Origin of the sequence: Streptomyces sp. NPDC015139 (assembly GCF_043079785.1) — a bacterium.
GTDB classification, from domain to species: domain Bacteria; phylum Actinomycetota; class Actinomycetes; order Streptomycetales; family Streptomycetaceae; genus Streptomyces; species Streptomyces albidocamelliae.
Genome location: NZ_JBIBUW010000005.1, coordinates 95745 through 121131 on the forward strand (window position 1 = coordinate 95745; position 25387 = coordinate 121131).

The 25387-nt window shown below is 74.0% G+C and carries 21 protein-coding genes; 12 read left to right on the forward strand and 9 right to left on the reverse strand.

The annotated features are described in order from the left end of the window. Window positions 1–60 precede the first annotated feature (60 nt). From pelF to ACF08B_RS15380, 3 genes are read left to right on the forward strand one after another with little or no spacing between them, the layout of a single operon-like run. A complete protein-coding gene (gene pelF, locus ACF08B_RS15370) occupies window positions 61–1581 on the forward strand; it encodes a GT4 family glycosyltransferase PelF (RefSeq protein WP_392317800.1) in 1521 nt (506 codons plus the stop codon). Further along, window positions 1578–3044: a hypothetical protein gene (locus tag ACF08B_RS15375; RefSeq protein ID WP_392317801.1), complete on the forward strand. Its 1467-nt coding sequence runs from the start codon at window positions 1578–1580 to the stop codon at window positions 3042–3044. The genes pelF and ACF08B_RS15375 overlap by 4 nt, the downstream gene beginning before the upstream one ends. Further along, complete coding sequence (locus ACF08B_RS15380; RefSeq protein ID WP_392317802.1) at window positions 3041–3694, forward strand: spherulation-specific family 4 protein; 654 nt, start codon at window positions 3041–3043, stop codon at window positions 3692–3694. Before ACF08B_RS15375 ends, ACF08B_RS15380 begins: the two co-directional genes overlap by 4 nt. A 29-nt stretch (window positions 3695–3723) precedes the next feature. Here ACF08B_RS15380 and ACF08B_RS15385 read toward each other — a convergent pair whose 3' ends face one another. Continuing rightward, window positions 3724–4509 (reverse strand): adenosylcobinamide-GDP ribazoletransferase, encoded by a 786-nt coding sequence (locus ACF08B_RS15385; protein ID WP_392317803.1) that lies wholly within the window; start codon window positions 4507–4509, stop codon window positions 3724–3726. Between the two features lie 60 nt (window positions 4510–4569). Here ACF08B_RS15385 and ACF08B_RS15390 point away from each other — a divergent pair, with 60 nt between their 5' ends. After that, window positions 4570–5334, forward strand: a complete 765-nt coding sequence (locus tag ACF08B_RS15390; protein WP_392317804.1) for a hypothetical protein — start codon at window positions 4570–4572, stop codon at window positions 5332–5334. Here the strand turns inward: ACF08B_RS15390 and ACF08B_RS15395 are convergent. The 3 genes from ACF08B_RS15395 to cobT all read right to left on the reverse strand — a co-directional run bounded on the left by ACF08B_RS15395 (window position 5274) and on the right by cobT (window position 9168). Further along, a complete protein-coding gene (locus tag ACF08B_RS15395) occupies window positions 5274–6014 on the reverse strand; it encodes a hypothetical protein (protein ID WP_392317805.1) in 741 nt (246 codons plus the stop codon). The two genes, ACF08B_RS15390 and ACF08B_RS15395, sit on opposite strands and share 61 nt — an antisense overlap. Window positions 6015–6047: 33 nt before the next feature. Further along, the gene (locus ACF08B_RS15400) at window positions 6048–7844 is read right to left on the reverse strand and encodes a phosphatidylglycerol lysyltransferase domain-containing protein (protein WP_392317806.1); all 1797 of its coding nucleotides are present in this window, start codon (window positions 7842–7844) and stop codon (window positions 6048–6050) included. A gap of 226 nt (window positions 7845–8070) precedes the next feature. Further along, on the reverse strand, window positions 8071–9168 hold the full coding sequence (gene cobT / locus ACF08B_RS15405; RefSeq protein ID WP_392317807.1) for a nicotinate-nucleotide--dimethylbenzimidazole phosphoribosyltransferase: 1098 nt from the start codon (window positions 9166–9168) through the stop codon (window positions 8071–8073). A 132-nt stretch (window positions 9169–9300) separates the two neighbouring features. Here cobT and ACF08B_RS15410 point away from each other — a divergent pair, with 132 nt between their 5' ends. Then, on the forward strand, window positions 9301–10335 hold the full coding sequence (locus ACF08B_RS15410; protein WP_392317808.1) for a class I SAM-dependent methyltransferase: 1035 nt from the start codon (window positions 9301–9303) through the stop codon (window positions 10333–10335). Here ACF08B_RS15410 and ACF08B_RS15415 read toward each other — a convergent pair. Beyond that, window positions 10311–11513, reverse strand: a complete 1203-nt coding sequence (locus tag ACF08B_RS15415) for a bifunctional adenosylcobinamide kinase/adenosylcobinamide-phosphate guanylyltransferase (protein ID WP_392317809.1) — start codon at window positions 11511–11513, stop codon at window positions 10311–10313. The genes ACF08B_RS15410 and ACF08B_RS15415 overlap by 25 nt on opposite strands. 151 nt (window positions 11514–11664) lie before the next feature. Between ACF08B_RS15415 and ACF08B_RS15420 the strand changes: the two genes are divergently transcribed. Then, window positions 11665–11877, forward strand: a complete 213-nt coding sequence (locus ACF08B_RS15420) for a hypothetical protein (protein WP_093478262.1) — start codon at window positions 11665–11667, stop codon at window positions 11875–11877. A gap of 92 nt (window positions 11878–11969) precedes the next feature. On the opposite strand, the gene ACF08B_RS15425 is transcribed toward ACF08B_RS15420, so the two are convergent. Together ACF08B_RS15425 and ACF08B_RS15430 are read right to left on the reverse strand one after the other, a co-directional pair. Next, on the reverse strand, window positions 11970–12671 hold the full coding sequence (locus ACF08B_RS15425; RefSeq protein WP_392317810.1) for a class I SAM-dependent methyltransferase: 702 nt from the start codon (window positions 12669–12671) through the stop codon (window positions 11970–11972). An 83-nt stretch (window positions 12672–12754) separates the two neighbouring features. Beyond that, window positions 12755–13384: a DUF3043 domain-containing protein gene (locus ACF08B_RS15430; RefSeq protein ID WP_185091409.1), complete on the reverse strand. Its 630-nt coding sequence runs from the start codon at window positions 13382–13384 to the stop codon at window positions 12755–12757. A gap of 258 nt (window positions 13385–13642) precedes the next feature. Here ACF08B_RS15430 and ACF08B_RS15435 point away from each other — a divergent pair, with 258 nt between their 5' ends. Next, a complete protein-coding gene (locus tag ACF08B_RS15435) occupies window positions 13643–14434 on the forward strand; it encodes a PspA/IM30 family protein (protein ID WP_073893086.1) in 792 nt (263 codons plus the stop codon). Between the two features lie 34 nt (window positions 14435–14468). Then, the gene (locus ACF08B_RS15440) at window positions 14469–14747 is read left to right on the forward strand and encodes a hypothetical protein (RefSeq protein ID WP_392317811.1); all 279 of its coding nucleotides are present in this window, start codon (window positions 14469–14471) and stop codon (window positions 14745–14747) included. An 18-nt stretch (window positions 14748–14765) separates the two neighbouring features. On the opposite strand, the gene ACF08B_RS15445 is transcribed toward ACF08B_RS15440, so the two are convergent. Beyond that, entirely contained in the window at window positions 14766–16142 is a 1377-nt protein-coding gene (locus ACF08B_RS15445; RefSeq protein WP_392317812.1) for a hypothetical protein, read from the reverse strand. Window positions 16143–16405: 263 nt separating this feature from the next. Between ACF08B_RS15445 and ACF08B_RS15450 the strand changes: the two genes are divergently transcribed. The 4 genes from ACF08B_RS15450 (at window position 16406) to ACF08B_RS15465 (ending at window position 24044) form a co-directional block, all read left to right on the forward strand. Continuing rightward, on the forward strand, window positions 16406–17722 hold the full coding sequence (locus ACF08B_RS15450; protein WP_392317813.1) for a sensor histidine kinase: 1317 nt from the start codon (window positions 16406–16408) through the stop codon (window positions 17720–17722). Further along, window positions 17719–18399: a response regulator gene (locus tag ACF08B_RS15455; protein ID WP_392317814.1), complete on the forward strand. Its 681-nt coding sequence runs from the start codon at window positions 17719–17721 to the stop codon at window positions 18397–18399. The genes ACF08B_RS15450 and ACF08B_RS15455 overlap by 4 nt, the downstream gene beginning before the upstream one ends. Window positions 18400–18553: 154 nt before the next feature. Next, window positions 18554–21670 carry an efflux RND transporter permease subunit gene (locus ACF08B_RS15460; RefSeq protein ID WP_392317815.1) on the forward strand — a complete coding sequence of 1039 codons (3117 nt, stop codon included), beginning with the start codon at window positions 18554–18556 and terminating at the stop codon, window positions 21668–21670. An 85-nt stretch (window positions 21671–21755) separates the two neighbouring features. Then, window positions 21756–24044 carry a PQQ-binding-like beta-propeller repeat protein gene (locus ACF08B_RS15465; RefSeq protein ID WP_392317816.1) on the forward strand — a complete coding sequence of 763 codons (2289 nt, stop codon included), beginning with the start codon at window positions 21756–21758 and terminating at the stop codon, window positions 24042–24044. Window positions 24045–24083: 39 nt separating this feature from the next. Here the strand turns inward: ACF08B_RS15465 and nadA are convergent, their stop codons facing one another. After that, a complete protein-coding gene (gene nadA, locus ACF08B_RS15470) occupies window positions 24084–25268 on the reverse strand; it encodes a quinolinate synthase NadA (RefSeq protein WP_392317817.1) in 1185 nt (394 codons plus the stop codon). Window positions 25269–25387 lie beyond the last annotated feature (119 nt).

Consider the following 25387-nt stretch of genomic DNA (forward strand, 5'->3'; position numbering starts at 1 on the left):
GGATCCGGGGCCCGCGGTTCCCCGCACGTCATCCGCGACACAGGGGGGAGTTGCGCAGCGATGCGCACCGGCCGTCACGTCACCATGCTCACCGAAGGCACCTACCCGCACGTCCACGGCGGGGTCAGCACCTGGTGCGACCAGCTCGTCAAGGGCATGCCCGAGGTCTCCTTCCATCTCGTCTCGCTCACCGGCAGCGGCCGCGAACCCGTCACCTGGGAGCTGCCGCCGAACGTCCGCCGGCACACCACCGTGCCCACCTGGGGCCCGCGCCCCGGCCGCGCCCGCGCCCCGCACGGCAGGGACCGGCGCCGCTTCACCGACGCCTACGAGCGTCTCCTGCTGTCCTTCCTCGACCCCGGGGCGCGCTGCGACTTCGGCGAGGCGCTGTACGAACTGGCCGTCGTCGCCCGCGAGGGACGGCTGTCCGCGGCCCTGCGCACCGAGTCCGCGTTGCGCTCGCTCCAGTGGATCTGGACGATGCCGCACCTGCCGACGGCCGCGGCCGGGCCCACCGTGCACGACGCCCTGACCGCCACCGACCTGCTGGAGCACGCCCTGCGCCCGCTGGGCGTGCGCATCCCCGTGGACTCGGTGGCCCACGCCGTCAGCAGCGGCCTGGCGACCCTGCCCGCGCTCGCCGCGCACCGCCTCGACGGGGTGCCGTTCCTGCTCACCGAACACGGCATCTACCTGCGCGAGCGCTACCTGGGACAACGGGGCGGCGGTCACCGCTGGCCCGTGAAGGCGTTCCTGCTGGGCTTCTACCGCGAACTCAACTCGCTCGGCTACCGCGCGGCCGACCTGATCACGCCGTGCAACCAGTACAACCGCCGCTGGGAGGAGCGCGGCGGCGCCGACGCCGGCCGCATCCGCACGGTCTACAACGGCGTCGACCCGCACGCCTTCCCGCACGCCGGTCCCGAACCCGCCGTACCGACCCTCACCTGGTGCGGACGCGTCGACCCCATCAAGGACCTGGAGACCCTGCTGCGCGCCTACGCCGCCGTCCGCGCCGAACTCCCCGAGACCCGGCTCAGGCTCTTCGGGCCGGTCCCGCCCGGCGGCGAGGAGTACCGCATCCGCCTGGAGAAGCTCGCCGCGGAACTCGGGGTCGCCGACGGCCTCACGTTCGAGGGCCGCGTCACCGAGGTCTGGCGTGCCTACGCGGCCGGTCACGTGGTGATGCTGTCCTCCATCTCCGAGGGCTTCCCGTTCTCCCTCATCGAGGCCATGTCCTGCGGCCGTACGACGGTCTCCACGGACGTCGGCGGGGTCCGCGAGGCCGTCGGCGACACCGGGCTGGTCGTGCCGCCCCGCGAACCGGAGAAGATGGCCGCCGCCGCGCTCTCCCTCCTCCGGGACGACGAACGGCGCCGGGAACTGGGCGAGTCGGCACGGCAGCGGGTCATCGACCGGTTCACCCTGCGCCGCTCGGTCGACAACTTCCGCACCATCTACCAGGAACTCGCGGGCCTGCCCGAGCGGTACGAGCCCGCGGTCGAGACGGTGGCCGACTGGACCGCGGAGCTGCACGACCCGTGGTACGCGGCCGTCGCGACGGAGGGGACCGACCGGTGAGCGACGAGAACCGGGTGCTGTCCGGCATCCCCCGCCAGCGCAGCCGGCCCGGCTGGGCCCGGCCCGACCCGATCGACGAACTCGCCCGCGAACTGGACGGGTTCGTGGCCGCCGCCGTCCACCCCGACGAGATAGCCGCGCTGCTGGAGTCCGACGGCCTCTCCGACGACCGGATACGCGAGCGCTACGGCGTCGAGGACTCCTTCGCGCTCGCCGAGCGGCTCTGGGACCGTACCCCGCGCCGCCATCCCGAACCGGACGGCCCGCCCGCGGACCCGTGGCGGATCGGCCCGCTCGGCTGTCTGCTGCGCGGAGTCCTCTTCGCCCTGCCGGGCTTCGCCTACGTGCTCGGCGCCCCGCTCCTGGCCGGCCCGCACGACACCGCCGGTCTCCCGGCCGGCACCCGCACCCTGCTGGCGGGGGCCCTGTGCGGCTGGGCCTGGAACCAGGGGCTCGCCCACCGCGCCTACTCCTGGCTGGGCCTGGGCGACCGCCCGGCGGCCCGGCGCTGCCTGCTGGCCGGCACCCCGGCGGGCATGCTGCTCGGCACCCTGGTCGCGCTCGCCGTCGCGGGCCCCGGGCATCCTGCCCAGGTCGCGTTCGCCGCCGGGCAGTCCTGCTACCTGGGCGCGTCCGGGGCCCTGCTGGTGATGGGCCGCGAACGGCTCCTCCTGGCCGGGCTCGGCCCGCTGGCGGTGGGCGGCCTCGTGTCCCTGGTCCATCCGCTGCCCGGACCCGCCGCCCTCGCCCTCCTGCTGACCTCGCTGACGGCCGTGGCCGTCCTCGGTCTGCTGGAGGTCGCTCCGGCGATCAGGGACGTCAGGGGGATCAGGGACGTCAAGGGGCGCGGGAAAGCGGCCGGAAACCCCGGGCGGGCGCCCGGCCCCGCCCTGCTCGCCTCCCTGCCCTACGCCGTGTTCGGGCTCGGCACCGGCGTCCTGGTGCTGTACGCGGCCCTCGGCGACATCCTGGCGGGAGGCGCCGGGCACGGCGCGCCGTCGGCCGTGGCGCTCACGCTCAGCATGGGTCCCGCCGAATGGCTGCTGTACCGCTTCCGCAGCGGGGCGCTGGCCGCCCTGCGCGGCAGCGGCACCCCGCGGGCCTTCCGCCGGGCGACCGTCCTCACCCTGGCCGGCTGCCTCACCGGATACCTCGTGGCCCTGCTCGCCCTGGCCCTGGCCACCACCGCGCTCTGGCCCGGTGCCCCGGCCCCGGCCGGTCCTCGCCTCGCCGGACTGCTCATGCTCGGCGTGGTGCTGTGGACGGGCCTGCTGCTGCAGTCCTTCGGGGCCGTCCTCGGTGCCACGGCCGTGTGCTGCGCCGCCGCGCTCGCCCAGACCCTCGCCCTGGCCGGACACGCGGGTCGCCCGCACGTGGTCGCCCTCGCCGTGTACACGGCGGCGGCCGCGGCCCAGTCGGCGCTGGTCTGCCACCGGCTGGGAAGGGCGACCGCCCACCGATGAGCACCCTGCTGGTCCCCTACTACGAGCACCCCGCGGTCCGCCCCGCCGACTGGGCGGCCGTCCTCGCCGCCGCACCCCGCCTGTACGGCGTGGTGCTCAACCCGGCGAGCGGACCGGGCGACCGCCCGGACGCGGCCTTCGCCGAGACGGCCGCCGGGCTGCGGACGGCGGGCGTGACCGTGCTGGGCTATGTCGACACCGGCTACGCCCGCAGGCCCCACGAGGACGTCGTGCGCGACCTGGCCCGGCACCGTGCCTGGTACGGCACCGAGGGCGCCTTCCTGGACCAGGTGAGCAGCGGCATCGGCGAGTTCGGGCACTACGAACGGCTGGCCACGGCCGCCCGGGCCCTCGGCTGCCCGACCCTCGCGCTGAACCACGGCACCCGGCCGCACGCCGCGTACGCGGCGCTCGCCGAGCTCCTGGTCACCTTCGAGGGCCCCTGGTCGGCGTACCGGCGCACCCCCGCCCAGGTCCCGGCCCCCGCGCCGGGCGGCGCGCTCGAATGCCATCTGGTGTACGGCGTGCCGGCCGGCGCCGACGTGGCCGCCGCGGCACGCGAACGGGGCGCCCGCGTGCACTGCGCGGTACCCGGCGACGGGCCGCACCCCTGGGGCACACTGCCCCACGGGCTGGCCCCGGCCCACTGACACCCGACCGCGTGCCCGGACGACAGGCCCTAGCGGCCGAGGGCCAGTACCACGAGCGCCGTCGTCGCCGCCGTCTCCTCCAGGGCGCCGAACACGTCCCCGGTGATCCCGCCGAAACGGTGCGTGCAGCGGCGCAGCAGGAGTTCGGCGACGGCCGCGGCGACGGCCACCGCCAGGGCGGCGCGCAGGGCGTCGTACCCGCCGAGGCAGGCCCCCGCCGCCCCGGCCGCCACGATCACGGCCACCGCCACGGCCAGGGCGGCGCCCTTCGGCACGACCCCGGCCACCGCCGCCCCCAGCCCCTCGGGCCGCGCGGCCGGCACCCCGGTGCGCGCGGCCAGGGTCAGCGCGAGCCGGGCGGCCGTCGCCGAGACGACGGCGGCCAGCGCGCCCCGTGCCCACGAGCCGCCGTAGAGCTGGGTCAGCACGGCGACCTGGGCCAGCAGCACCAGCACGAGGGTGATGACGCCGAACGGCCCGATGTCCGACTGCTTCATGATCCGCAGCGCGTCCTCGGCGGGCTTGCCGCTGCCCAGCCCGTCGGCGGTGTCGGCGAGCCCGTCGAGATGCAGTCCGCGGGTGAGCACGGCCGGAGCGGCGACCGAGGCGACGGCGGCGAGCAGCGGGCCCGCGCCCAGGAAGAGGAGCAGCAGCGCCGGCCCGGCCGAGAGGACGCCGACGGCCAGACCGGCCACCGGCGCGGTGAGCATGCCGCCCCGCGCGGCCGGCCGGTCCCACCGGTGCACCCGGACGGGCAGCACGGTGAGCGTGCCGAAGGCGAAGCGGAGGCCGTCGAGAGGGGAGGACTTGAGCACCGGCGCAGGTTACCCGGCGGTCGCGAGGCCCCCTTCCGCACCCGGGGATAAGGTGCGCATATGGGGCACTGGTGGGAGCGGAACATCCTGGAGCCGGGCAAGCTCCCCCTCCTGCTCGCCCTCACGGCCTTCGTCGTCACCTTCCTGGTCACCCGGGTCATCACCCGCATGATCCGGGCGGGCAGGGGCCCGTTCGGGAACGTCAAGGCGGGCGGGCTGCACATCCACCACGTCGTCCCCGGGGTCCTCCTCACCGTCATCGGCGGCTTCGGCGCGGTCGCCAGCGACCGGCACGGCGCCGGCGGGCCCGTCGCCGCCGTCGTCTTCGGCATGGGCGCGGGCCTGGTCCTCGACGAGTTCGCACTGATCCTGCACCTGGACGACGTCTACTGGAGCACGGAGGGCCGCAAGAGCGTCGAAGTGGTCGTGCTCACCGCCGCCCTGGTCCTGCTGCTGCTGGCCGGCTTCTCGCCCTTCGGCGTCAACGACCTGACCCAGGACGAACTCCAGGACCGCGGCAGCGCCATCGCCACCATCGCCGGCAACTTCGTCTTCGCGCTCATCGCCCTCGGCAAGGGCAAGACCCGCATCGCGGTCTTCGGCGCGATCGTGCCGCTGGTCGCGATCGTCGGCGCAGTCCGGCTCGCCCGCCCCGGCTCCCCGTGGGCCCGCCGCTTCTACGGCCGTCGCCCCCGCGCCCGCGCCAAGGCCGCACTGCGCGCCTACCGCCACGACCGCCGCTGGGCGCGGCCGCGCCGCGCGCTTCAGGACTGGATCGGCGGCAAGCCCGACCCCCGCCCGCTCCGGCTGCCCGACCGCCGCTGAGCGTTGCGCGGCCGCCGCGGGGTGCACAGCCCGTACCGGTGCCGCACGGCCACCGCCAGGCACAGCGTCCCCACGGCCATCAGCGCGGCGAGATGCTCCTTGCCGGCCAGGTTCTCCTTGACCAGGACCTCGACGACCATCGCCAGGGTCACCGCCGCCGACGTGAGGTACGCGCCGTACCGCCAGCTGACGAACACGGCGAGCCCCACCACGGCCGCCGACGGACCGGTGTCCACCACCTGGGCGTCGGACCACGGCAGCCCGAACGGCGCGTGCGGGCCGAGCGCGATGCCCACGCGCGCGTACAGCGTCCCGGCGAGCGTGGCGAGGTAGGCGATGGCCAGCGTCCGCCACCAGCCCAGGCACACCTCGGCGATCCCGAACACGAACAGGATCTGCGCCAGCGCCCCCCACACCGGCAGGTCGAGCGCCGGCACGAAGAGCGACAGGGGAGTGCGCAGCAGGGCCGGCCACAGGGGGTCCTCGGCCCGTACGGCGCCCAGGTTCTGCACGAGCCGGAAGCCCCACGGCTGGTTCTGCACGTACTGCAGGACGGCCGTCAGGCACACCGCCCCGAGCGTCATCGGCAGCGCCCGCAGGTTCCTGGTGCGCAGGGGCTCGCGCACGGTGACGTACAGCAGCCCCCATTCGGCGCGGGCCCAGTCGGCGAGCGTTCCCATCGAGCGTCCCTCGTCCGTGCGGCTGTTCGGTGGCTATCGGTGCGTGTCCAGGTGCCTGCGGTGCAGCCACTTCGGCAGCCCCGGCGCCTCCAGGAAGCCCTCCGCGCGGGCCGCGCCGAGGCCGATGCGCGGCAGGTCCGCGCTCTTCTCGAAGAGCAGGAACCGCGGCTCCCAGATGGGCCGGTACTTGGCGTTCGCGCGGTACAGCGACTCGATCTGCCACCAGCGGGAGAAGAAGCTGAGCAGCGACCGCCACAGCCTCAGCACCGGCCCGGCGCCGAGGCGTGCGCCACGTTCGAAGACCGACCGGAACACCGCGAAGTTCAGCGACACTTGAGTGATCCCCGTCTCGCCGGAGCGTTGCAGCAGCTCGATGACCATGAACTCCATCAGCCCGTTGTCGGAGTCCCGGTCGCGCCGCATGAGGTCCAGGGACAGCCCCTTCGGGCCCCACGGCACGAAGGAGAGCAGGGCCCGCAGCCGGCCCTCGCCGTCCGTGCACTCCAGCATCACGCAGCGGCCGTCATCGGGGTCGCCGAGCCGGCCGAGGGCCATGCTGAACCCGCGCTCGGTCGCCCCGTCCCGCCAGTCGTCCGCGCGTTCCAGCAGGTACGCCATCTCGTCCGCCGGGATGTCCTCGTGCCGCCGGATGCGCACCCGGTACCCGGCCCGCCGCACCCGGTTGCAGGCTTGCCGGACGGTCCGCATGGCCCGTCCCTCCAGCGTGAACTCGGCGATCTCCACCAGCGCCTCGTCACCGAGCTCCAGCGCGTCCAGGCCGTACCGGGCGTAGACCGTCCCGGCCTCCTCGCTCGCCCCCATCACGGCCGGGATCCACCCGTGCGCCCGCGCCTGCGCGAGCCACGGCAGGATCGCCCCGGGCCAGGCCTCCGGGTCCCCGAGCGGATCCCCGGACGCCAGACTCACCCCGCCGACGACCCGGTAGGCGACGGCCGCCTTCCCGGTCGGCGACCACACCACGCTCTTCTCCCGGCGCAGCGCGAAGTAGCCGAGCGAGTCCCGCTCCCCGTGCCGTTCGAGCAGGGCCCGCAGCCGCTTCTCGTCGTCCTCGGTGAGCGGGTCGACGGCCCGCCGGGACCGGAACGCGGCGTAGAACACGGCGAGGACCAGGGCCGTGCTGAGCACGTTGACCGCCACGTTCGCCCAGTTGGGCGGGTCGATGCCGGGGAAGGTGGACTCCTCGGCTGCCACCGACACCAGCCGCAGGGTGCCGTAGTGCCAGCGCTCCAGGAACGTCGAACGGGCCGCGTCCGGCGCCCGGTCGGTGACTGTCACCAGCAGTCCGGCGAGCAGGGAGGCGGCCAGTCCGCCGCCGACGGCGACCGTGGCCGCGAGCCGCGGGTTGGACCGGTCCCCCTTGGCGTAGAACTCACCGCGGCCGGCGAGCAGCGCGCCGACGAACGCGGCCGTCAGCGCCAGGGAGATCCAGTTCTGCGGGTACCGCCGGATCTCCGGGAACGCCATGGCGAACGCGAACAGGGCGAGGAAGGCGCCGCTGAGCACGAGGTTCAGGATCCACGCGGCCCGTTTGCGGCGCCGCATGGTGATCGCCAGGAACGCGGTGAACACCCCCGAGGCGAAGCCGGCGGTCAGCAGGTACGGGGTGAAGAAGTCGTCCTGGTTGTGCCGGCGCACGTCCTGGCCGAGGGAGACCCACACGGCGCTGAGGAAGTTGACGAAGGCGACGGTCCGCAGATACCAGACGGCGACGGCGGCGGCGCGCCGGGAAGTCCCGGTGGACCGCCGCCCCTCCTCGCTCGGACGCCCCGGTTCGGCTTCCGGCTGCACGGCAAATCGGGCATCTCCCATAGGCGAGGATCATATGGGCGATGCCCTGACGAACCCGGCCGTACCCGCCGGGTGTGGTGGCACGCCCGATCCGGCCCGGGCCCGCTGCCGGAGTACCGGAAGGGGGCCGCCGCTCCGGCGTCGGGCCGGTGCCAGGGAGCTTCGACGGGGCCCGGTCGGGCAGCTTCCTCCCGCCGTGTCGGCCGGTGCCGGACGCCGCGGGTTGCGGCGGTGCCGGGCCGGCGGGCTACTCGGCCGTCGGCGTGTCCGGCTCCTTCGGCTCCTCGGGGGCGACCGGCTCCGGCTGCTCGGGGAGTTCCGCCGCCAGGGCCGCGGCGGCCCGGACCAGCGGCAGCGCCAGCAGCGCGCCCGTGCCCTCGCCGACCTTCACGCCCTGCTCCAGCAGCGGCTCCAGGGCCATCCGGTCCAGCGCCTTCGCCTGTCCCGGCTCCCCGCTGGCATGGCCGGCCAGCCACCAGTCCGGCGCCCGGAAGGCCACCCGCTGTCCGACCAGCGCGCACGCGGCGGCCACGACCCCGTCCAGGATCACCGGCAGCTTGCGCACCGCGCACTGCAGCAGGAACCCGGTCATCGCCGCGAGGTCGGCCCCGCCCACGGTCGCCAGCAGCTGCAACTGGTCCCCGAGCACCGGCCGGGCCCGCCGCAGCGCGTCACGGATCGCCGCGCACTTGCGCATCCACGCCAGGTCGTCGATGGCGAGCCCGCCGCGCCCGGTCACCACGGACGCGTCCGTCCCGCACAGTGCGGCGACGATCACCGCGGCCGGCGTGGTCCCGCCCACGCTGATGTCGCCGAGCACCACCAGGTCCGTGCCCGAGTCGGCCTCCTCGTCGGCGAGCGCCACCCCCGCGCGCAGCGCCGCCTCGGCCTCGTCCAGGGTGAGCGCGTCCTCGATGTCGATCCGGCCGCTGCCCCGCCGTACCCGGTGCCGTACGACGTCCTCCGGAAAGCCGGCCGGATCGCAGTCCAGGGCCATGTCCACGACCCGTACCGGTACCTCCAGCCGCCGCGCGAGCACCGCGACCGGGCTCGCGCCCTCCAGCACCGCCCGCACCAGCTGCTCCGCACCGCCCGCCGGCCGCGCCGAGACACCCAGCTCGGCGATGCCGTGGTCACCGGCGAAGAGGACCACGCGCGGCCGCTCGACCGGCCGTACCGGTACGGCGCCCTGCGCGGCGGCCAGCCACTCACCCAGTTCGTCGAGCCGCCCCAGGGCCCCGGGCGGCACGATCTGGCGCTCCCGCCGGGCCTCGGCGTCACGGCGCACGCCCCCGTCCGGGCGCTCGATCAGATCGGTGAAGTCGTCCAGATCAATCCTGCTCATTCGCCGAACAGTACCGCCCGGGAACGAACGCCCCGGCGCCACATGGCCACCACGCCGCGACGACGTCGTTGCACCCACCACCGGCATCCCATACGTTCCGGTTTGCAGCGGAATGTCGCACAGGGAGCCGCCATGCCGAGCACGCCCCCCACGCCGTACGTCACCAACGTCACCCCGGACACCACCGACACGTTCCTGGAGCCGCGCCGCGGGAACTGCCCCTGGTGCGGCTCCGTACGGCTGCGCACCCGGCTGCGCGCGTCCGACCCGCTGCGCCACCGGCCGGGGCTCTACTGCCTCGACGCCTGCGCCGACTGCGGCCACGTCTTCCAGAACCCCCGCCTCACGGCCGAGGGCTTCGCCTTCTTCCACCGGGACTTCTACGAGAGGCAGCTGGAGGAGCTCACCGCCCGGATCGTGCCGGCCCGCACGCTCCGCCGCCGGCACCGCACCGCCGCGTACCGCCTGTCGGCCCTGCCCGAACCGGAGAGCTGGCTGGACGTGGGCACGGGTCACGCCCACTTCCCCGCGGCGGCCAAGGAGTTCTTCCCCTACACCAGCTTCGACGGCCTCGACCCCACGGACCGCGTGGAGCAGGCCCGGCGGGAGGGCCGGATCGAGGAGGCCCACCGCGGCCACCTCACGACCCCCGGCATGACGGCCCGGCTGCGCGCCCGCTACGACGTGGTCAGCATGTTCCACCAGCTCCAGCACGCCCCCGACCCGCGCGCCGAACTCCGCGCCGCCCTCGCCGCGCTGCGCCCCGGCGGCCACCTGATCGTCGAGCTCCCGGACCCGGGGTGCGGCCTCGCCACCCTGCTCGGCAGGTGGTGGCTGCCCCACGGCCAGCCCCGCCACCTGCACCTGCCGCCGCGGGCCAACCTCCGCGCCGAACTGGAGAGCCTCGGCTGCACGGTCCTCGTCACGGACCGCCGGGATCCGCACCTGCCCTACGACCTGTCGGCGGCCGTCGCCCTGGCCGTGGCCCATGTCCACCCGCTGCTGCGGGAGGCGGCCACCCCGGTGCAGGCGCTGGCCGCGGCCGTGGACCGGAGCCTGGCCCCGCTGCTGCGCCGCACCCCGCTCTCCAACGCGTACCGCGTCGTCGCCCGCAAGGACCGCCGCCTCGCCACGCCGCCCGCTCAGCCCCGCAGTACCAGCGCCTGACCCGCGACCACCAGCAGCACGTGCTCGCACTCCGCCCCGAACGCCGCGTTCAGCCGCCCCAGTTCGTCCCGGTACCGCCGGCCGGACGCGGTCGCCGGCACGATGCCGGAACCGACCTCGTTGGACACCGCGACCACCGTCCGCCGAGTACGGCGCACGGCCGACGTCACCTCCCGCACCCGTTCCCGCAGTGCCTTCTCACCGCCGCCCGCCCACTCCGCGTCGTCCCAGGCCCCCACCGCGTCCATGGCGTCCGTCAGCCACAGCGACAGACAGTCGATCAGCAGCGGCGGCCCGTCCTCGGCCAGCAGCGGCACCAGATCCGTGGTCTCGGCCGTCCGCCACGACCCGGGCCGCCGGTCCCGGTGCACCGCCACCCGCTCCGCCCACTCGGTGTCCCCGCCCCGCGTCCCGCCGGTCGCCACGTACAGCACCTCCGGGAAGGACTCCAGCCGCCGCTCCGCCTCCACCGACTTCCCCGAGCGCGCCCCGCCCAGCACCAGCGTCCGGCGCGGCACGTCCGGCACGTCCTCGTACACACCGGCCACCACCGTCGTACCGTCCGGCACCGCCCGCGCCCCGGCCGCGGCGAGCCGCCGCCGCAACTCCGCGCCGGACGGCACGTCGTGGTCGAGGTGGACGGCGAGCACATCGGTCGTCGGACCGACGGCACCCACCGCCCGCAGCCGGGCCAGCGCGTCCGGGCGGCCCACCACGTCCGCGAGGACCAGGTGGTACGACTCCGCCGTCGCCTCCTCCAGGCCCGCCGGGGCCCCGCCCGGCGGCAGGTACAGCAGCCGCTGCCCGTCCGGCCCGGTCACCGCGTACCCCGTGCCGCCCGCGTCCATCGCCACGGCCCGTACCCGATGACCCGTCAGCAGCGTCAACTCCCGTCCGTCCGGGACCCGCACGGGCTGCGGCAGTCCGGCCGGCACTTCCACCGGGGGACCGTCGTGCGGGTGCGACAGCAGCACCTGCCGCACCCCGCCCAGCGAATGCCCCGCCCGTGCCGCCGCGAACGCCGCGCCCGGCGTCAGGTCCAGCAGCAGCGCCCCGTCCACGAGCAGTGCGGTCGCCGCCCGGGCGTCCGGTCCCAGCGCGGTCGCGCACACGGCGCAGGGGCAGTCGGGGCGAGGCAGACCCGCCGGGGCACCGGTACCGAGCAGAGTGATTTCCACGCGACCGATTTTCGCCCGTCCACGCGGCTCCCGCGCACCGGCGGCCCCCCGGGGGCGTCACCACGCGCCCGCGGAGCGTCCGGGGCCTCTAACGGCCGACCCCGCGGAGCGCATACGCTGCGAGCAGGAGTTGGATCACGAGGAGGCCCATATGACGGCATGGACGTGGCGGTTCGAGAAGGCCGACGGGACGGAGGTCCAGCCCGCGGTGCAACCCGAGGAGTTCACCACGCAGGGGGATGCCGAGTCCTGGATCGGCGAGCACTGGAAGGCGCTGCTCGAGGGCGGGGCCGAGCAGGTGCGGCTGTTCGAGGAGCAGTCCGAGATCTACGGGCCGATGAGCCTGAACGCCGAAGGGGCGTAGACCGCTCCGGGACGTGCGGACGGGCGGCCGGCCCCCGGGCGGCGGCCCTCCGCGCGGCCCGCGCGCCCCGGGCCCGGCCGTCCCCGCCGGGTTCAGCCCCGTACGCCGCACAGATGCAGCAGTGCCGCCACGCCCCGGTAGGGGTCCGTGCGCCCGGCCCGCTCCTCGACCGCGAGCAGGGTCCCGAGGTCCTCGGGAACCTCCGCGTCGTCCGCTGCCGTGTCCGTGAAGACCCGGACGCCGTACCAGGCGTGCAGCGGGGCCGCGATACCGGCGAGCGTGGCGGTGAGGGAGGCCAGCCGGTCCGCCCGTACGTCGAGGCCGAGACGGTTGCGGTAGGCGGTGGTGTCGAAGGCGGCCAGCGCGCCGGCCCAGTCGCCGGACAGGCCCGGCCGCACGGCGAGCGCGTCGCCGTTGCGCACGAGGAGCGACAGCAGTCCGCCGGGCGCCAGCATCCGGGCCAGACCGGCCACCAGCGGGTCGGGCTCCTCGACGTACATCAGGACCCCGTGGCACAGCACCACGTCGAAGCTGCCCGGCAGGAAGTGCACGCCGGTGTCCCGCCCGTCGCCCTCCACCAGCCGGACCCGGGCGCGGATGCCCTCCGGTTCCCCGGCGAGGGCCGCGCGCGCGGTGGCGATCATCGTCGAGTCCTGCTCGACGCCGGTGACCTGGTGGCCGAGGCGGGCCAGCCGCAGCGCCTGCGTACCCTGGCCCATCCCCACGTCGAGCACCCGCAGCCGCTGCCCGACGGGGAACCGCCCGGCTATCTGCTCGTCGAGCTGCCGGGCCACCAGCTCCTGTCGTACGACATCACGCAGGCCGCCCAGCTTGTTCAGCCAGGCATCGGCCGCACCCCCGGTGAAAGCGTCTGCGCTCAGGGCCGCTCTCCGCGCTTGACCTGCGGCTTCGGCAGGCGGAGCCGGCGCATCTGCAGGGAACGCATCAGGGCGTAGGCGACCGCGCCGCGCGTGTTCTGGTCCGGGAACCGCTCCTTGAGCCGCTTCCGCAGCCGGAAGCCGCTCACCGCCGCGTCGAGCACGATCAGCACGATCACGACCAGCCACAGCAGCAGCGCGATGTTCTGGATCGACGGCACCCGCACCACGCTCAGCACGAGGATCACCACGGCGAGCGGCAGGAAGAACTCCGCCACGTTGAACCGCGAGTCCACCCAGGCACGGGCGAACTTGCGGACCGGACCCTTGTCACGGGCCGGCAGATAGCGCTCGTCGCCGCTGGCCAGCGCCTGGCGCTGGCGGGCCATCGCCTCGCGCCGGTCCTCACGCTGACGCCTGACGGCGTCCTTGCGGTTGGTCGGCGTCTGGGCGACGCTGCGGCGCTGGGACTGGGCCTCACTGCGCTTGGGCGTGGGCCTGCCCTTCGGGGCCTGCGGGTCACGGGTCTGCTTGGAGAGGGTCACCTGCGCCTTGTCGGCGGTCGGGGCCTTCTCTTCCTTGGCACGGCTACGGAACACAAAACCCAAGGGTACGGGCTTCACCGGCATGGACCACAGTCCGGCGGGGAACGATCCCGCAACGCCGGGCGTCTGTAGGGGACAGACAGGACGTTTCCGGGGAGGTTCCGCCGGGGTCCGGGTGGGGGATCACCTACTCCCTGCGCCGGAGCGGTACCGTCCACGGTCGTCCTTGGGGATGAGCGCATCACCGCCCGAACAGTGCGGTAATGGAGGCAGGGCCCGTACTGTGGGTCCTGTCGCAGGATCTGTGAGCTGGAGTCCGTCAGAAGGGGGCGCGCGAAGCCCATGAGCGGTGTCATGAAGCGTATGGGGATGATCTTCCGCGCGAAGGCGAACAAGGCCCTTGACCGGGCCGAGGACCCGCGCGAGACCCTCGATTACTCGTACCAGAAGCAGCTCGAGCTGCTCCAGAAGGTGCGCCGCGGCGTCGCCGACGTGGCGACGTCCCGCAAGCGCCTGGAACTCCAGCTCAACCAGCTGCAGCAGCAGTCCTCCAAGCTGGAGGACCAGGGCCGCAAGGCGCTCGCGCTCGGCCGCGAGGACCTGGCCCGTGAGGCGCTGTCCCGCCGTGCCGCCCTCCAGCAGCAGGTGACGGACCTGGAGACGCAGCACACCACCCTCCAGGGCGAGGAGGAGAAGCTCACCCTGGCGGCCCAGCGCCTGCAGGCCAAGGTCGACGCCTTCCGGACGAAGAAGGAGACCATCAAGGCCACCTACACCGCCGCGCAGGCCCAGACCCGCATCGGTGAGGCCTTCTCCGGCATCTCCGAGGAGATGGGCGACGTCGGCCTGGCCATCCAGCGAGCCGAGGACAAGACCGCCCAGCTCCAGGCCCGGGCCGGCGCCATCGACGAGCTGCTCGCCTCCGGCGCCCTCGACGACCCCTCCGGCATGGCCAAGGACGACATCCAGGCCGAGCTGGACCGGCTCTCCGGTGGTACGGATGTAGAGCTGGAACTGCAGCGCATGAAGGCCGAGCTGGCCGGGGGCTCCCCGCAGCAGGCCATCGAGGGCGGCACCGGTCAGGGGCAGTCCCAGCAGCAGCCGCAGGACACCCCGCGCTTCGACAAGCAGTAGCCCGGCGCCGGGGCCCCGAGCCGAGGAGGCGGACGTGATCGTACGGATCATGGGGGAGGGCCAGGTGAAGCTGGACGACTCCCACTTCCCTGAGCTGAACAAGCTGGACGACGAGCTGCTGGCGGAGGTGGAGAGCGGCGACGACGACGGCTTCCGTCGCACGCTCACCGCTCTCCTGGACGCGGTCCACCGGCTCGGCACCCCGCTGCCGGACGACGCGCTGGAACCCTCCGAACTGATCCTGCCGTCGTCCGACGCGACGCTGGAGGAGGTCCGGGACCTCCTCGGCGACGACGGCCTTATCCCGGGCTGACCCGGGGTCCCCCGGCGGTCAGCCCAGGGTGAACCAGGTGGTGCGGGACTTCTGCCACTCCGGGTGGGTGAGGTCCTTCGCCTCCACGCCGTCGCCGTACAGGTCGGCCGCCCCGTCGTCGGTGATCAGCTGCACCCGGGCGCCGGCAACGGACAGGTCGGGCACGGACACGACCGACTCCCAGCCGCCCGCGTCCGCCGTCGGCAGGTCCAGCACCTTGACCGGCTGGTGCCCGGCCACCCCGTCCCACGAGTAGAGCGCGTACGGGTCGCTGTTGTCGTCGGCGGCCCAGGACCCGGCGACGATCAGGTACTGCCCCTGGTCGTTGCGGCGCAGGTCGCGGATGGCCAGGCCGCCGAGGTCCAGCTCGATCGGCGTGCCGAAGGTCGCCTTGGCGCCGCGCACCACCTGGTCCATGTCGGTGACCGGCACGATCAGCGCCTTCCCGCCGGTCCGCGGCGGCACCAGCGGGGCCCGGAAGCCGACGTAGGCGGTGGTCGTGGAGCCCGGCGCGAACTCCAGCCCCTCGACGTTGAAGCCGTCGATCTGCTTCGGGACCTGCCCGGCCGCGGTCCCGGCGGCGAAGCCGTACCGGTTGCCGTTCGCCTTGTCCCAGGCCACCAGGTCGTCGCGGAGGCGGTGGCCCGCGCTGCCGAAGGCCAGCTGGGTGGCGGCGCCCGAGCCGGAGACGGTCGTGGTGAACACGGTGTTCCGGTCGGCCTTGTACTCGCCGTCCTTGTTGTTGCCCAGCGATCCCGTCCAGTAGACGGTGTTCCCGACCCGCGCGGCCCCCTCGATGTCGACCTCCTTGTCGGCGCCCAGTGCGTTGTCCAGGTCCCAGGTGCGCACCGGAGCGCCGGAGGCGGCGCCGTCGTACAGGCGCAGGGTGTTGTCCTCGTCGTTGGCGACCACGACGTACCCGCCGCCGACGTCCACGCCGTCGGAGGCGTCCGAGGCGCCGGTCAGGTAGCGGGCGTCGGCGCTGCGCTGGACGGCCGGGGAGGCCGCGTAGTGCAGGGTCGTGGTGGCGGTCCTGCCGCCGAGCCCGGTCACCTTCAGGGTGAGGTCGGCGTAGCCCTGGGCGTGCGCGGTGACGGCGACGGTACGGGTGCCGCCGGTGCCGGTGACCCGGACGTCGCCCGTACCGGCCACACCGGCCTCGCTGGTCCTGCTCGCGGCCACCGTCAGGGCGGAGGCGTCGGCGCCGCTCTGGGCGACGGTGACGGTGACCACCGGGTCCCCGGTGCTGCCGACCGCGCCCGAGAGGTAGGAGGCCGACAGCTTGATCGTCGGCGTGCCGTAGGTGACGGCGTGGGCGGATCCGCTGAGGCCGGTGGCCGAGACCAGGGCGGCAGCGGCGGCGGACCAGATCACTCGGAGCGGGAGGGGACGCACGGGATGCCTTTCGTCGGCGGGATGCTGGCGAGAAGGCTGAGCGCGACCGGCCAACGGGACGCGTCCGCGGGGGGACCGGGCGCCCAACAGCTCTGGTCACATTGTCGCCGGGCGGCCGCGGACCCGCAGTGGCCGGCTTCGGTACCGGGCACCTTCCGGTACCGGGCACCCTCCGGAACCGGCTGCTTCCCGAAACCGGGCACCTTCCGGAACCGGGGACCTTTTGGTGACCCGCATCCGAAACGCCCGTACTGTTCAGTCCCGTGAGCACTCTCGACCGCGCCCGCCGCAGCCTCAAGGCCCACCCCCTGGCCCTGGACGCGGCCATCGCCGCCGGCGTGCTGCTGTGCATGGTCGCCGGTTCCTTCGTCGTGCCGAAGGACGGGCACGGGGTCAGCTGGGGCGTCCGCACCCCCGACCCCTTCGCCCTCCTCCTCATGCTCCTCGGCGCCGCCGCCCTCGTCTTCCGCCGCCGCGCCCCGAAGACGGTCCTCGCCGTCACCGGCGGCGTCTCCCTGGTCGAGTTCGTCACCGGCGACCCGCGTGCCCCCGTGGCGATGTCCGCCGTCATCGCCCTGTACACCGTGGCCTCCACCACCGACCGCTCCACCACCTGGCGCGTCGGTCTGCTCACCATGACCGTGCTGACGGCCGGCGCCATGCTCGGCGGCCCGCTGCCCTGGTACGCGCAGGAGAACCTGGCCGTCCTCGCCTGGACCGGCATCGGCGCCACCGCCGGGGACGCCGTCCGCAGCCGGCGCGCCGTCATGCAGGCCATCCGGGAGCGCGCCGAGCGCGCCGAACGCACCCGCGAGGAGGAGGCCCGCCGCCGGGTCGCCGAGGAACGCCTGCGCATCGCCCGCGACCTGCACGACGTCGTCGCCCACCACATCGCCCTGGTGAACGTGCAGGCCGGGGTCGCCGCCCACGTCATGGACAAACGGCCCGACCAGGCGAAAGAGGCCCTCGCCCATGTCCGCGAGGCCAGCCGCAGCGCACTGAACGAACTGCGCGCCACCGTCGGGCTGCTGCGCCAGTCCGGCGACCCCGAGGCGCCCACGGAGCCCGCCCCCGGCCTCAGCCGCCTGGAGGAGCTGGCGGCCGCCGTCCGCAGCGCGGGTCTCCCGGTGGAGGTGGCCCGCGCCGACCAGGGCACCGACCTCCCGGCCGCCGTCGACCTGGCCGCCTACCGGATCGTCCAGGAGGCCCTGACGAACGTGCAGAAGCACGCGGGCGCCGGTGCCCGTGCCGAGGTGAGTGTCGTACGCGTCGGACCGCACGTCGAGATCACCGTCCTCGACGACGGGGCCGGGCAGGGCGCGGCGCCCGGGGCCGGCGGCGGACACGGGCTGCTGGGCATGCGGGAGCGGGTCTCCGCCCTCGGCGGCACCCTGACCACCGGCCCCCGCTACGGCGGCGGCTTCCGCGTCCATGCGATCCTGCCCGTCGAGACGCGTCCCGAGACCCGCTCCGGGACTCGTGCCGACACCCGCTGCGGGCCGCGTGCCGAGACCGGCCCCGGGACCCGTACCGACAGCCGTGCGCAGAGGCGTACGACGGCCCCGGGGGAGCCCGCATGACGATCCGTGTCCTGCTCGCCGACGACCAGGCGCTGCTGCGCAGCGCGTTCCGCGTGCTGGTCGACTCCGAGCCCGACATGGAGGTGGTGGGGGAGGCGTCCGACGGCGCCGAGGCGGTCCGGCTGGCCCGGGCGGAGGCCCCCGACGTGGTCCTGATGGACATCCGGATGCCGGGCACCGACGGCCTCGCCGCCACCCGGGCGATCAGCGCCGACCCCGCCCTCGCACAGGTCCGCGTGGTCATCCTGACCACCTTCGAGGTCGACGACTACGTCGTGCAGGCCCTGCGCGCGGGCGCCTCCGGCTTCCTCGGCAAGGGCAGCGAGCCCGAGGAACTGCTCAACGCCATCCGGCTGGCCGCCGACGGCGACGCGCTGCTCTCCCCGGCCGCCACCAAGGGTCTGATCGCCCGCTTCCTCGCCCAGGGTGACGGCGACGACAGCCGTGACCCCGCCCGTTCCGAACGCCTCGGCGCGCTCACCGGCCGGGAGCGCGAGGTGCTCGTGCAGGTCGCCGGCGGGCACTCCAACGACGACATCGCCGAACGCCTGGAGGTCAGCCCGCTGACCGTGAAGACGCACGTCAACCGGGCCATGGCCAAGCTCGGCGCCCGGGACCGGGCCCAGCTCGTGGTGATCGCTTACGAGTCCGGGCTGGTACGTCCGAGGACGGACTGATCTCCACCCGCGCGTACTGCGCGCGGAGTAGGGGGCGGATAAGGAACGGGACCTGGGGCCTACAGTTCGGCCCTCCGGCATGGCTCAGGGTGGTGGGGTGGGCGCGCCCGTGCGTCCCCCGCCGCTCCTGCCGCTCACAGAGAGAACCGGATCCATGTCCTGGCTGTCGAGATTCAGCCTCGCGCAACGCGCCCTCGTCGGGCTCGTCTCGCTCATCGCGCTCGCCTTCGGGCTGATCGCGATACCCCAGATCAAGCAGCAGCTGCTGCCCACCATCGAGCTGCCCATGGTGTCGGTCATCGCGCCGTACCAGGGCGCCTCGCCCGACGTGGTCGAGAAGCAGGTCGTCGAGCCCATCGAGGACAACCTGCAGGCCGTCGACGGCATCACCGGTGTCACCTCCACCGCGAGCGAGGGCAACGCCGTGATCATGGCGTCCTTCGACTACGGCAACGACACCAAGCGACTGGTCTCCGACGTCCAGCAGGCCGTCAACCGGGCCCGCAACCAGCTCCCGGACGACGTCGACCCGCAGGTCGTCTCCGGCTCCACGGACGACATGCCGACCGTGGTCCTCGCCGTCACCTCCGGCAAGGACCAGCAGGCCCTCGCCGACCAGATCGACAAGTCGGTCGTCCCGGTCCTGAAGGACATCGACGGAGTCGGCCGCGTCCAGGTCACCGGCGTCCGCGACCAGCAGGTCGCCGTCACCCCGGACGACGCGAAGCTCGCCCGGGCCGGTCTCACCCCCGCCGCCCTCGGCCAGGCCCTCCAGGCGGGCGGCGCGACCGTCCCGGCGGGCTCCTTCGACGAGGACGGCGCCAACCGCACCGTCCAGGTCGGTGGCGGCTTCACCTCGCTGAAGCAGATCCGCGACCTGCGGATCGCCGGCGAGGGCGGCAAGAGCCCCGTCCGCCTCGGTGCCGTGGCGACCGTCGCCGAGAAGCCGGCCCCGGCCGACTCCCTCACCCGCACCGACGGCCGGCCGAGCCTCGCCGTCAACGTCACCATGGACCACGGCGGCAGCGCGGTCGCCATCTCCGACGCCGTCCAGGACAAGCTGCCCGGCCTGCGGACGGACCTCGGCGCGGACGCGAAGCTCACGGTCGTCAGCGACCAGGGCCCGGCGGTGTCCAAGTCCATCAAGGGCCTGACCACGGAGGGCGCGCTCGGCCTGCTCTTCGCGGTCCTGATCATCCTGGTCTTCCTGGCCTCGGTCCGCTCCACGCTGGTGACCGCGGTGTCCATCCCGCTGTCCGTCGTGCTCGCGCTGATCGTGCTGTGGACGCGCGGTCTGTCGCTGAACATGCTCACGCTCGGCGCGCTGACCATTGCCATCGGCCGGGTCGTCGACGACTCGATCGTGGTGCTGGAGAACATCAAGCGCCACCTCGGCTACGGCGAGGAGCGCAGGGAGGCGATCCTCACCGCCGTGCGCGAGGTGGCCGGCGCGGTCACCTCCTCCACTCTCACCACGGTCGCCGTGTTCTTGCCGATCGGCCTGGTCGGCGGCATGGTGGGCGCCCTGTTCGGCTCGTTCAGCATCACGGTGACGGCGGCCCTGCTGGCCTCGCTGCTCGTCTCGCTGACGGTCGTCCCGGTCCTGTCGTTCTGGTTCCTGCGCGCACCCAAGGGCACCCCCGAGGACGCGGCGGAGGCCCGCCGCCGGGCCGAGGAGAAGGAGGCGAACAGCCGCCTCCAGCGCGCCTACGTCCCCGTCCTGCGGTTCGCGACGCGCCGCCGCCTCACCAGCGTGCTGATCGCGCTCGTGGTCCTGGTCCTCACCTTCGGCATGGGCGGACTGCTGAAGACGAACTTCTTCGACCAGGGCGACCAGAAGGTCCTCACCGTCAAGCAGGAGCTGAGGCCCGGCACCAGCCTCGCGGCCACGGACGTCCAGGCCCGCAGGGTGGAGAAGCTGCTCGCCGCCACCGACGGCGTGAAGGACTACCAGGTCACCGTCGGCTCCTCCGGCTTCATGGCGGCCTTCGGCGGCGGCACGGACACCAATCAGGCGTCGTACCAGGTGATGCTGAAGGACTCGGCGTCCTACGACGACGTGCAGCGGCACATCGAGGACGGCCTGAAGAAGCTCGACGGCATCGGCACGACCACCGTGTCCGCCGGTGACGGCTTCGGCAACCAGGACCTGAGCGTCGTGGTGAAGGCCGCCGACCCGGAGGCGCTGCGCACGGCCGCCGAGCAGGTGCGCTCCACCGTCGCCGGGCTCGACCACGTCACCGACGTCACCAGCGACCTCGCGACGAGCGTCCCGCGGATCTCGGTCAGGGCCGACACCGAGGCCGCCGCCGCCGGGTTCGACGACCAGAAGCTCGGCGCCGCGGTCGCGCAGGCCGTGCGCGGCACGACGGCGGCCAAGGCGGTCCTCGACGACACCGAGCGCGACGTCGTCGTGCGGTCGGCGAAGCCCGCGACCACCCTGGCCCAGCTGAAGAAGCTGCGCCTCGGTCCCGTGAGGCTCGGCGACATCGCCACCGTGAAGCTGGTGGACGGCCCGGTGTCGATGACCCGCATCGACGGCCGGCGCGCCGCCACCGTCACGGCGAAGCCGACCGGTGACAACACGGGCGCGATCAGCACCAGGCTCCAGTCGAAGATCGAGGCCCTGAAGCTCCCCACGGGCGCCACGGCCGAGATCGGCGGCGTCTCCTCCGACCAGGACGACGCGTTCAAGAACCTGGGCCTGGCCATGCTGGCGGCCATCGCGATCGTCTTCATGCTGCTGGTGGCGACGTTCCGCTCGCTGGTCCAGCCGCTGATCCTGCTGGTCTCGATCCCGTTCGCGGCGACCGGCGCGATCGGCCTGCTGATCGCCACCGGCACCCCGATGGGTGTCCCGGCGATGATCGGCATGCTGATGCTGATCGGCATCGTGGTGACCAACGCGATCGTGCTGATCGACCTGATCAACCAGTACCGCGCGCAGGGGCACGGCGTCGTTCAGGCCGTGATCGAGGGCGGCCGGCACCGGCTGCGCCCGATCCTCATGACGGCCCTCGCGACGATCTTCGCCCTGCTCCCGATGGCCCTGGGCGTCACCGGCGAGGGCGGCTTCATCGCCCAGCCGCTCGCGGTGGTCGTCATCGGCGGCCTGATCAGCTCCACCCTGCTGACCCTGCTCCTCGTCCCGACGCTCTACGCGATGCTGGAACTCCGCAAGGAGCGGCGCGCGAAGAAGCGGGCGGCGAAGAAGGGTCTTTCGTCCCCGGCCCCGGCCGCCTCGGACGAGCCGGAGCCCGCGGGGGTCTGACACCCCGCACCGGCGTCCCCTCTCGCGCAGGACTTTCCTATCCTGTGATCCGGAACTGCTCTTGCGGGGGAGGGGGAACGGGGCGGTGGCACTGCACGAAGGCGATCCCGGGTCGCTCGGTGGATACCGGATCGTCGACCGGCTGGGGGCCGGTGGGATGGGTGTCGTGTACCGGGCGAGGGCCGGATCGGGCCGGGAGGTCGCCGTCAAGGTGGTCCACGCCCAGTACGCCGAGGACCCCGTCTTCCGGGCCCGTTTCCGCCAGGAGATCGCCGCCGTCCGCAAGGTGAGCGGCGCCTTCACCGCGCCGGTCGTGGACGCGGACCCGGAGGCGCCCCGGCCCTGGATGGCCACCCAGTACGTACCCGGACGCCCGCTCTCCGCCCGCGTCCGGGACGACGGACCGCTGGCCGGCGCCGAACTGCGCCGGCTCGTCCTCGGCCTGGTGGAGGCCCTGCGCGACATCCACCGGGCCGGGGTGGTGCACCGCGACCTCAAGCCCGCCAACGTCCTGATGGCCGAGGACGGCCCCCGGGTCATCGACTTCGGCATCTCGCGCGCGGCGGAGAACCAGGCGCTGACCGAGACCGGGCACATGATGGGCACCCCGCCGTTCATGTCCCCCGAACAGCTCGCGGACGCCCGGTCGGTGGGTCCCGCGTCCGACGTGTTCTCGCTCGCCGCGCTGGTGGTGTTCGCGGCGACCGGACGCGGCCCCTTCGACGCGGACAGCCCCTATCTGACGGCGTACCGGGTGATGAGCGAGGAGCCCGACCTGACGGGGGTCGCCGAGCCGCTGCGCGCGGTCCTGTCCCGCTGCCTGGTCAAGCGGGGCGCCGCCCGGCCCGGACTCGACACCCTGGCCGCCGAGTTCGCCGCCGCCCTGCCCGAGCCGGCCGCCGCGGAGCCGCCCACCGTCCCGCACCGCCGGGCGGACCCGGAGCCGACCCGGCCTCCGGCGGCGGATCCGGCCGCCTCCGTCCCGTACCGGGCAAGGGCCGTCGCGGACCCGGACGCCGTGCCGCCCGAGGCGGCGGCCGACGCCCCCGCACGCCGCAGGCGCGGCCTGCGGATGCCGCTCGCCGTCGGGGTGGCGGGCGTGCTGCTCGCCGCCCTCACGGCCTATCTGATCGCGCCGTTCCAGAGCGGGGCGAGGCCCGGGGCCGGCCCTTCGCCCGGTGCCACGGCCACCCGCTGGGGTGCCCTCCCGGACGGCTGGCGGCCCTGGCGGACGACGGTGTACGCGGTCGCCGCCCACGGGGTGAAGCGCTCCTCGGGGCCGGCGGACGGCCCCGGCCGCGGCGGGCAGCCGTCCTGCGCGCTGAGCGGGGGAGCGGTCTACTGCGGGGGCAGCGGCACCCTGCCGATCCGCGTAGACGCCGTCACCGGCCGCACGGTCTGGCGGGCCGGCACCCAGCCGCCGGGGATCGGTCTCGACCACTACGACAGCGGGGTGGTCGGGGTGCACGAGGGCGTCGTGCTCGTCCGCGAGAGCGTCCTGAACGCGGCGGGCAACGACACCACGGCCACCGTCGCCGCGTTCGCCGCCGCCGACGGACGGCGGTTGTGGTCCCGTCCGACGCGCGACGGGAACGCGTCGGCGGCACTCGTCGGCGGCCTCGTCCTCGTCCCGGACGGCCCGACCGTGACGGCCCGTTCCCCGCGCGACGGCTCCGCGCGCTGGTCGATGCCGGTGCCGGCCGGACACCACTGCGACTTCCTCGGCGCGGGCGGTGGCCTGTACGCGGACTGCACCGGCTACCACACCCCGTCCGGCGCCCAGCGGCGGCTGATCGCCGTCGATCCCGCCGACGGCTCCGCGCGCCGGCTCCCGGCCGCGCCGCCGGTGACCGCGGACTACGCCGGAACCCTGGACGGACGGCTGGTCTACGCGGCACGGCGGTCCGTCGACCCGACGGTGCAGGACAACCCGTACACCCGGGTCGAGGTGATCGATCCCCGCACCGGGGCCCGCGGCAGCCGCGCGCTGGGCGACGAGTACCGGGGGCGGGCGGCGATGGCGCACGGGGTGCTGTGTTTCGCCGCCTCGGACGGACGGACGACCGCCGTCTCGCCCGTGACCGGCCGACAGGTGTGGCGCACCGCGACGACCCTCGAACAGCCGGCCGCGCCCGTCGCGGACGGACGCAGCAGCGTGTTCCTGGCCAGCGCGAGCGGCCGGGTCGCGGCCCTCGACGCCCGCACGGGACACAGGCTGTGGGAGTCCTATCCGCGGGCCGGCACCGTGGTCAGCGGCGACTACCACTCGCCGGAACTGCTCGTGAACGGCGGCGCGCTGGTGGTGACGACCCCCGACGGCACGCTCTTCACGCTGGATCCGGCCCGCCCCGGACGCAAACCGGCGTCGGCGTGACCTCGCACGCCGACGCCGGGCCCCGCCGGACGGGTACGGCTACGGAAGCGCGAGCATCCGCTCCAGGGCCAGCTTCGCGAACGCCTCGGTCTCCTTGTCGACCTCGATGCGGTTGACGAGGTTGCCCTCGGCCAGGGACTCCAGGGTCCAGACCAGGTGCGGCAGGTCGATGCGGTTCATCGTCGAGCAGAAGCAGACCGTCTTGTCGAGGAAGACGATCTCCTTGCCCTCGGGAGCGAAACGGTTCGCCAGCCGGCGGACCAGGTTCAGCTCGGTGCCGATGGCCCACTTGGAACCGGCCGGGGCCGCCTCCAGGGCCTTGATGATGTACTCGGTGGAGCCGACGTGGTCCGCGGCGGCGACGACCTCGTGCTTGCACTCGGGGTGGACGAGGACGTTCACACCGGGGATGCGCTCGCGGACGTCGTTCACCGAGTCCAGGCTGAAGCGGCCGTGGACCGAGCAGTGGCCGCGCCAGAGGATCATCTTCGCGGCCCGCAGCTCCTCGGCGGTCAGGCCGCCGTTCGGCTTGTGCGGGTTGTACAGGACGCAGTCGTCCAGGGACATCCCCATGTCCCGCACGGCGGTGTTGCGGCCGAGGTGCTGGTCGGGCAGGAACAGCACCTTCTCACCCTGCTCGAACGCCCAGTCCAGAGCGCGCTTGGCGTTCGACGACGTGCAGATCGTGCCGCCGTGCTTGCCGGTGAAGGCCTTGATGTCGGCCGAGGAGTTCATGTACGAGACCGGCACCACCTGCTCGGCGACGCCCGCCTCGGTGAGCACGTCCCAGCACTCGGCGACCTGCTCGGCCGTCGCCATGTCGGCCATGGAGCAGCCGGCGGCGAGGTCGGGGAGGACCACCTTCTGGTCGTCGGACGTCAGGATGTCCGCCGACTCGGCCATGAAGTGCACACCGCAGAAGACGATGTACTCGGCCTCCGGGCGCGCGGCCGCGTCGCGGGCCAGCTTGAAGGAGTCGCCCGTGACGTCGGCGAACTGGATGACCTCGTCGCGCTGGTAGTGGTGGCCGAGCACGAAGACCTTGTCGCCGAGCTTCTCCTTGGCCGCGCGGGCGCGCTCGACCAGGTCGGGGTCGGACGGCGACGGCAGGTCACCGGGGCACTCGACGCCACGCTCGCTCTTCGGGTCGGCCTCACGGCCGAGCAGCAACAGGGCGAGCGGAGTCGGCTGCACGTCGAGTTCCGGGGTCTGGGCGGTGGTCACGACACGCACCCTTTCTACTTTTCGTCTAACTGACGCTATCTATCATAACCGCTTCACGTCACTTTGACGACGGCAATAGCGTCCATGTGACGTGAATCCCGCCCGGTGCCCGCCACGGG

Bases quoted from the DNA above. Each gene is read 5' to 3' on its own strand.
- ACF08B_RS15390 (WP_392317804.1), top strand. From the start codon at position 4,570: ATGGGGCACTGGTGGGAGCGGAACATCCTGGAGCCGGGCAAGCTCCCC.
- ACF08B_RS15410 (WP_392317808.1), top strand. From the start codon at position 9,301: ATGCCGAGCACGCCCCCCACGCCGTACGTCACCAACGTCACCCCGGAC.
- ACF08B_RS15380 (WP_392317802.1), top strand. From the start codon at position 3,041: ATGAGCACCCTGCTGGTCCCCTACTACGAGCACCCCGCGGTCCGCCCC.
- ACF08B_RS15455 (WP_392317814.1), top strand. From the start codon at position 17,719: ATGACGATCCGTGTCCTGCTCGCCGACGACCAGGCGCTGCTGCGCAGC.
- ACF08B_RS15435 (WP_073893086.1), top strand. From the start codon at position 13,643: ATGAGCGGTGTCATGAAGCGTATGGGGATGATCTTCCGCGCGAAGGCG.
- cobT (WP_392317807.1), bottom strand. From the start codon at position 9,168: ATGAGCAGGATTGATCTGGACGACTTCACCGATCTGATCGAGCGCCCG.
- ACF08B_RS15460 (WP_392317815.1), top strand. From the start codon at position 18,554: ATGTCCTGGCTGTCGAGATTCAGCCTCGCGCAACGCGCCCTCGTCGGG.
- ACF08B_RS15430 (WP_185091409.1), bottom strand. From the start codon at position 13,384: ATGCCGGTGAAGCCCGTACCCTTGGGTTTTGTGTTCCGTAGCCGTGCC.
- ACF08B_RS15400 (WP_392317806.1), bottom strand. From the start codon at position 7,844: ATGGGAGATGCCCGATTTGCCGTGCAGCCGGAAGCCGAACCGGGGCGT.
- ACF08B_RS15395 (WP_392317805.1), bottom strand. From the start codon at position 6,014: ATGGGAACGCTCGCCGACTGGGCCCGCGCCGAATGGGGGCTGCTGTAC.
- ACF08B_RS15420 (WP_093478262.1), top strand. From the start codon at position 11,665: ATGACGGCATGGACGTGGCGGTTCGAGAAGGCCGACGGGACGGAGGTC.
- pelF (WP_392317800.1), top strand. From the start codon at position 61: ATGCGCACCGGCCGTCACGTCACCATGCTCACCGAAGGCACCTACCCG.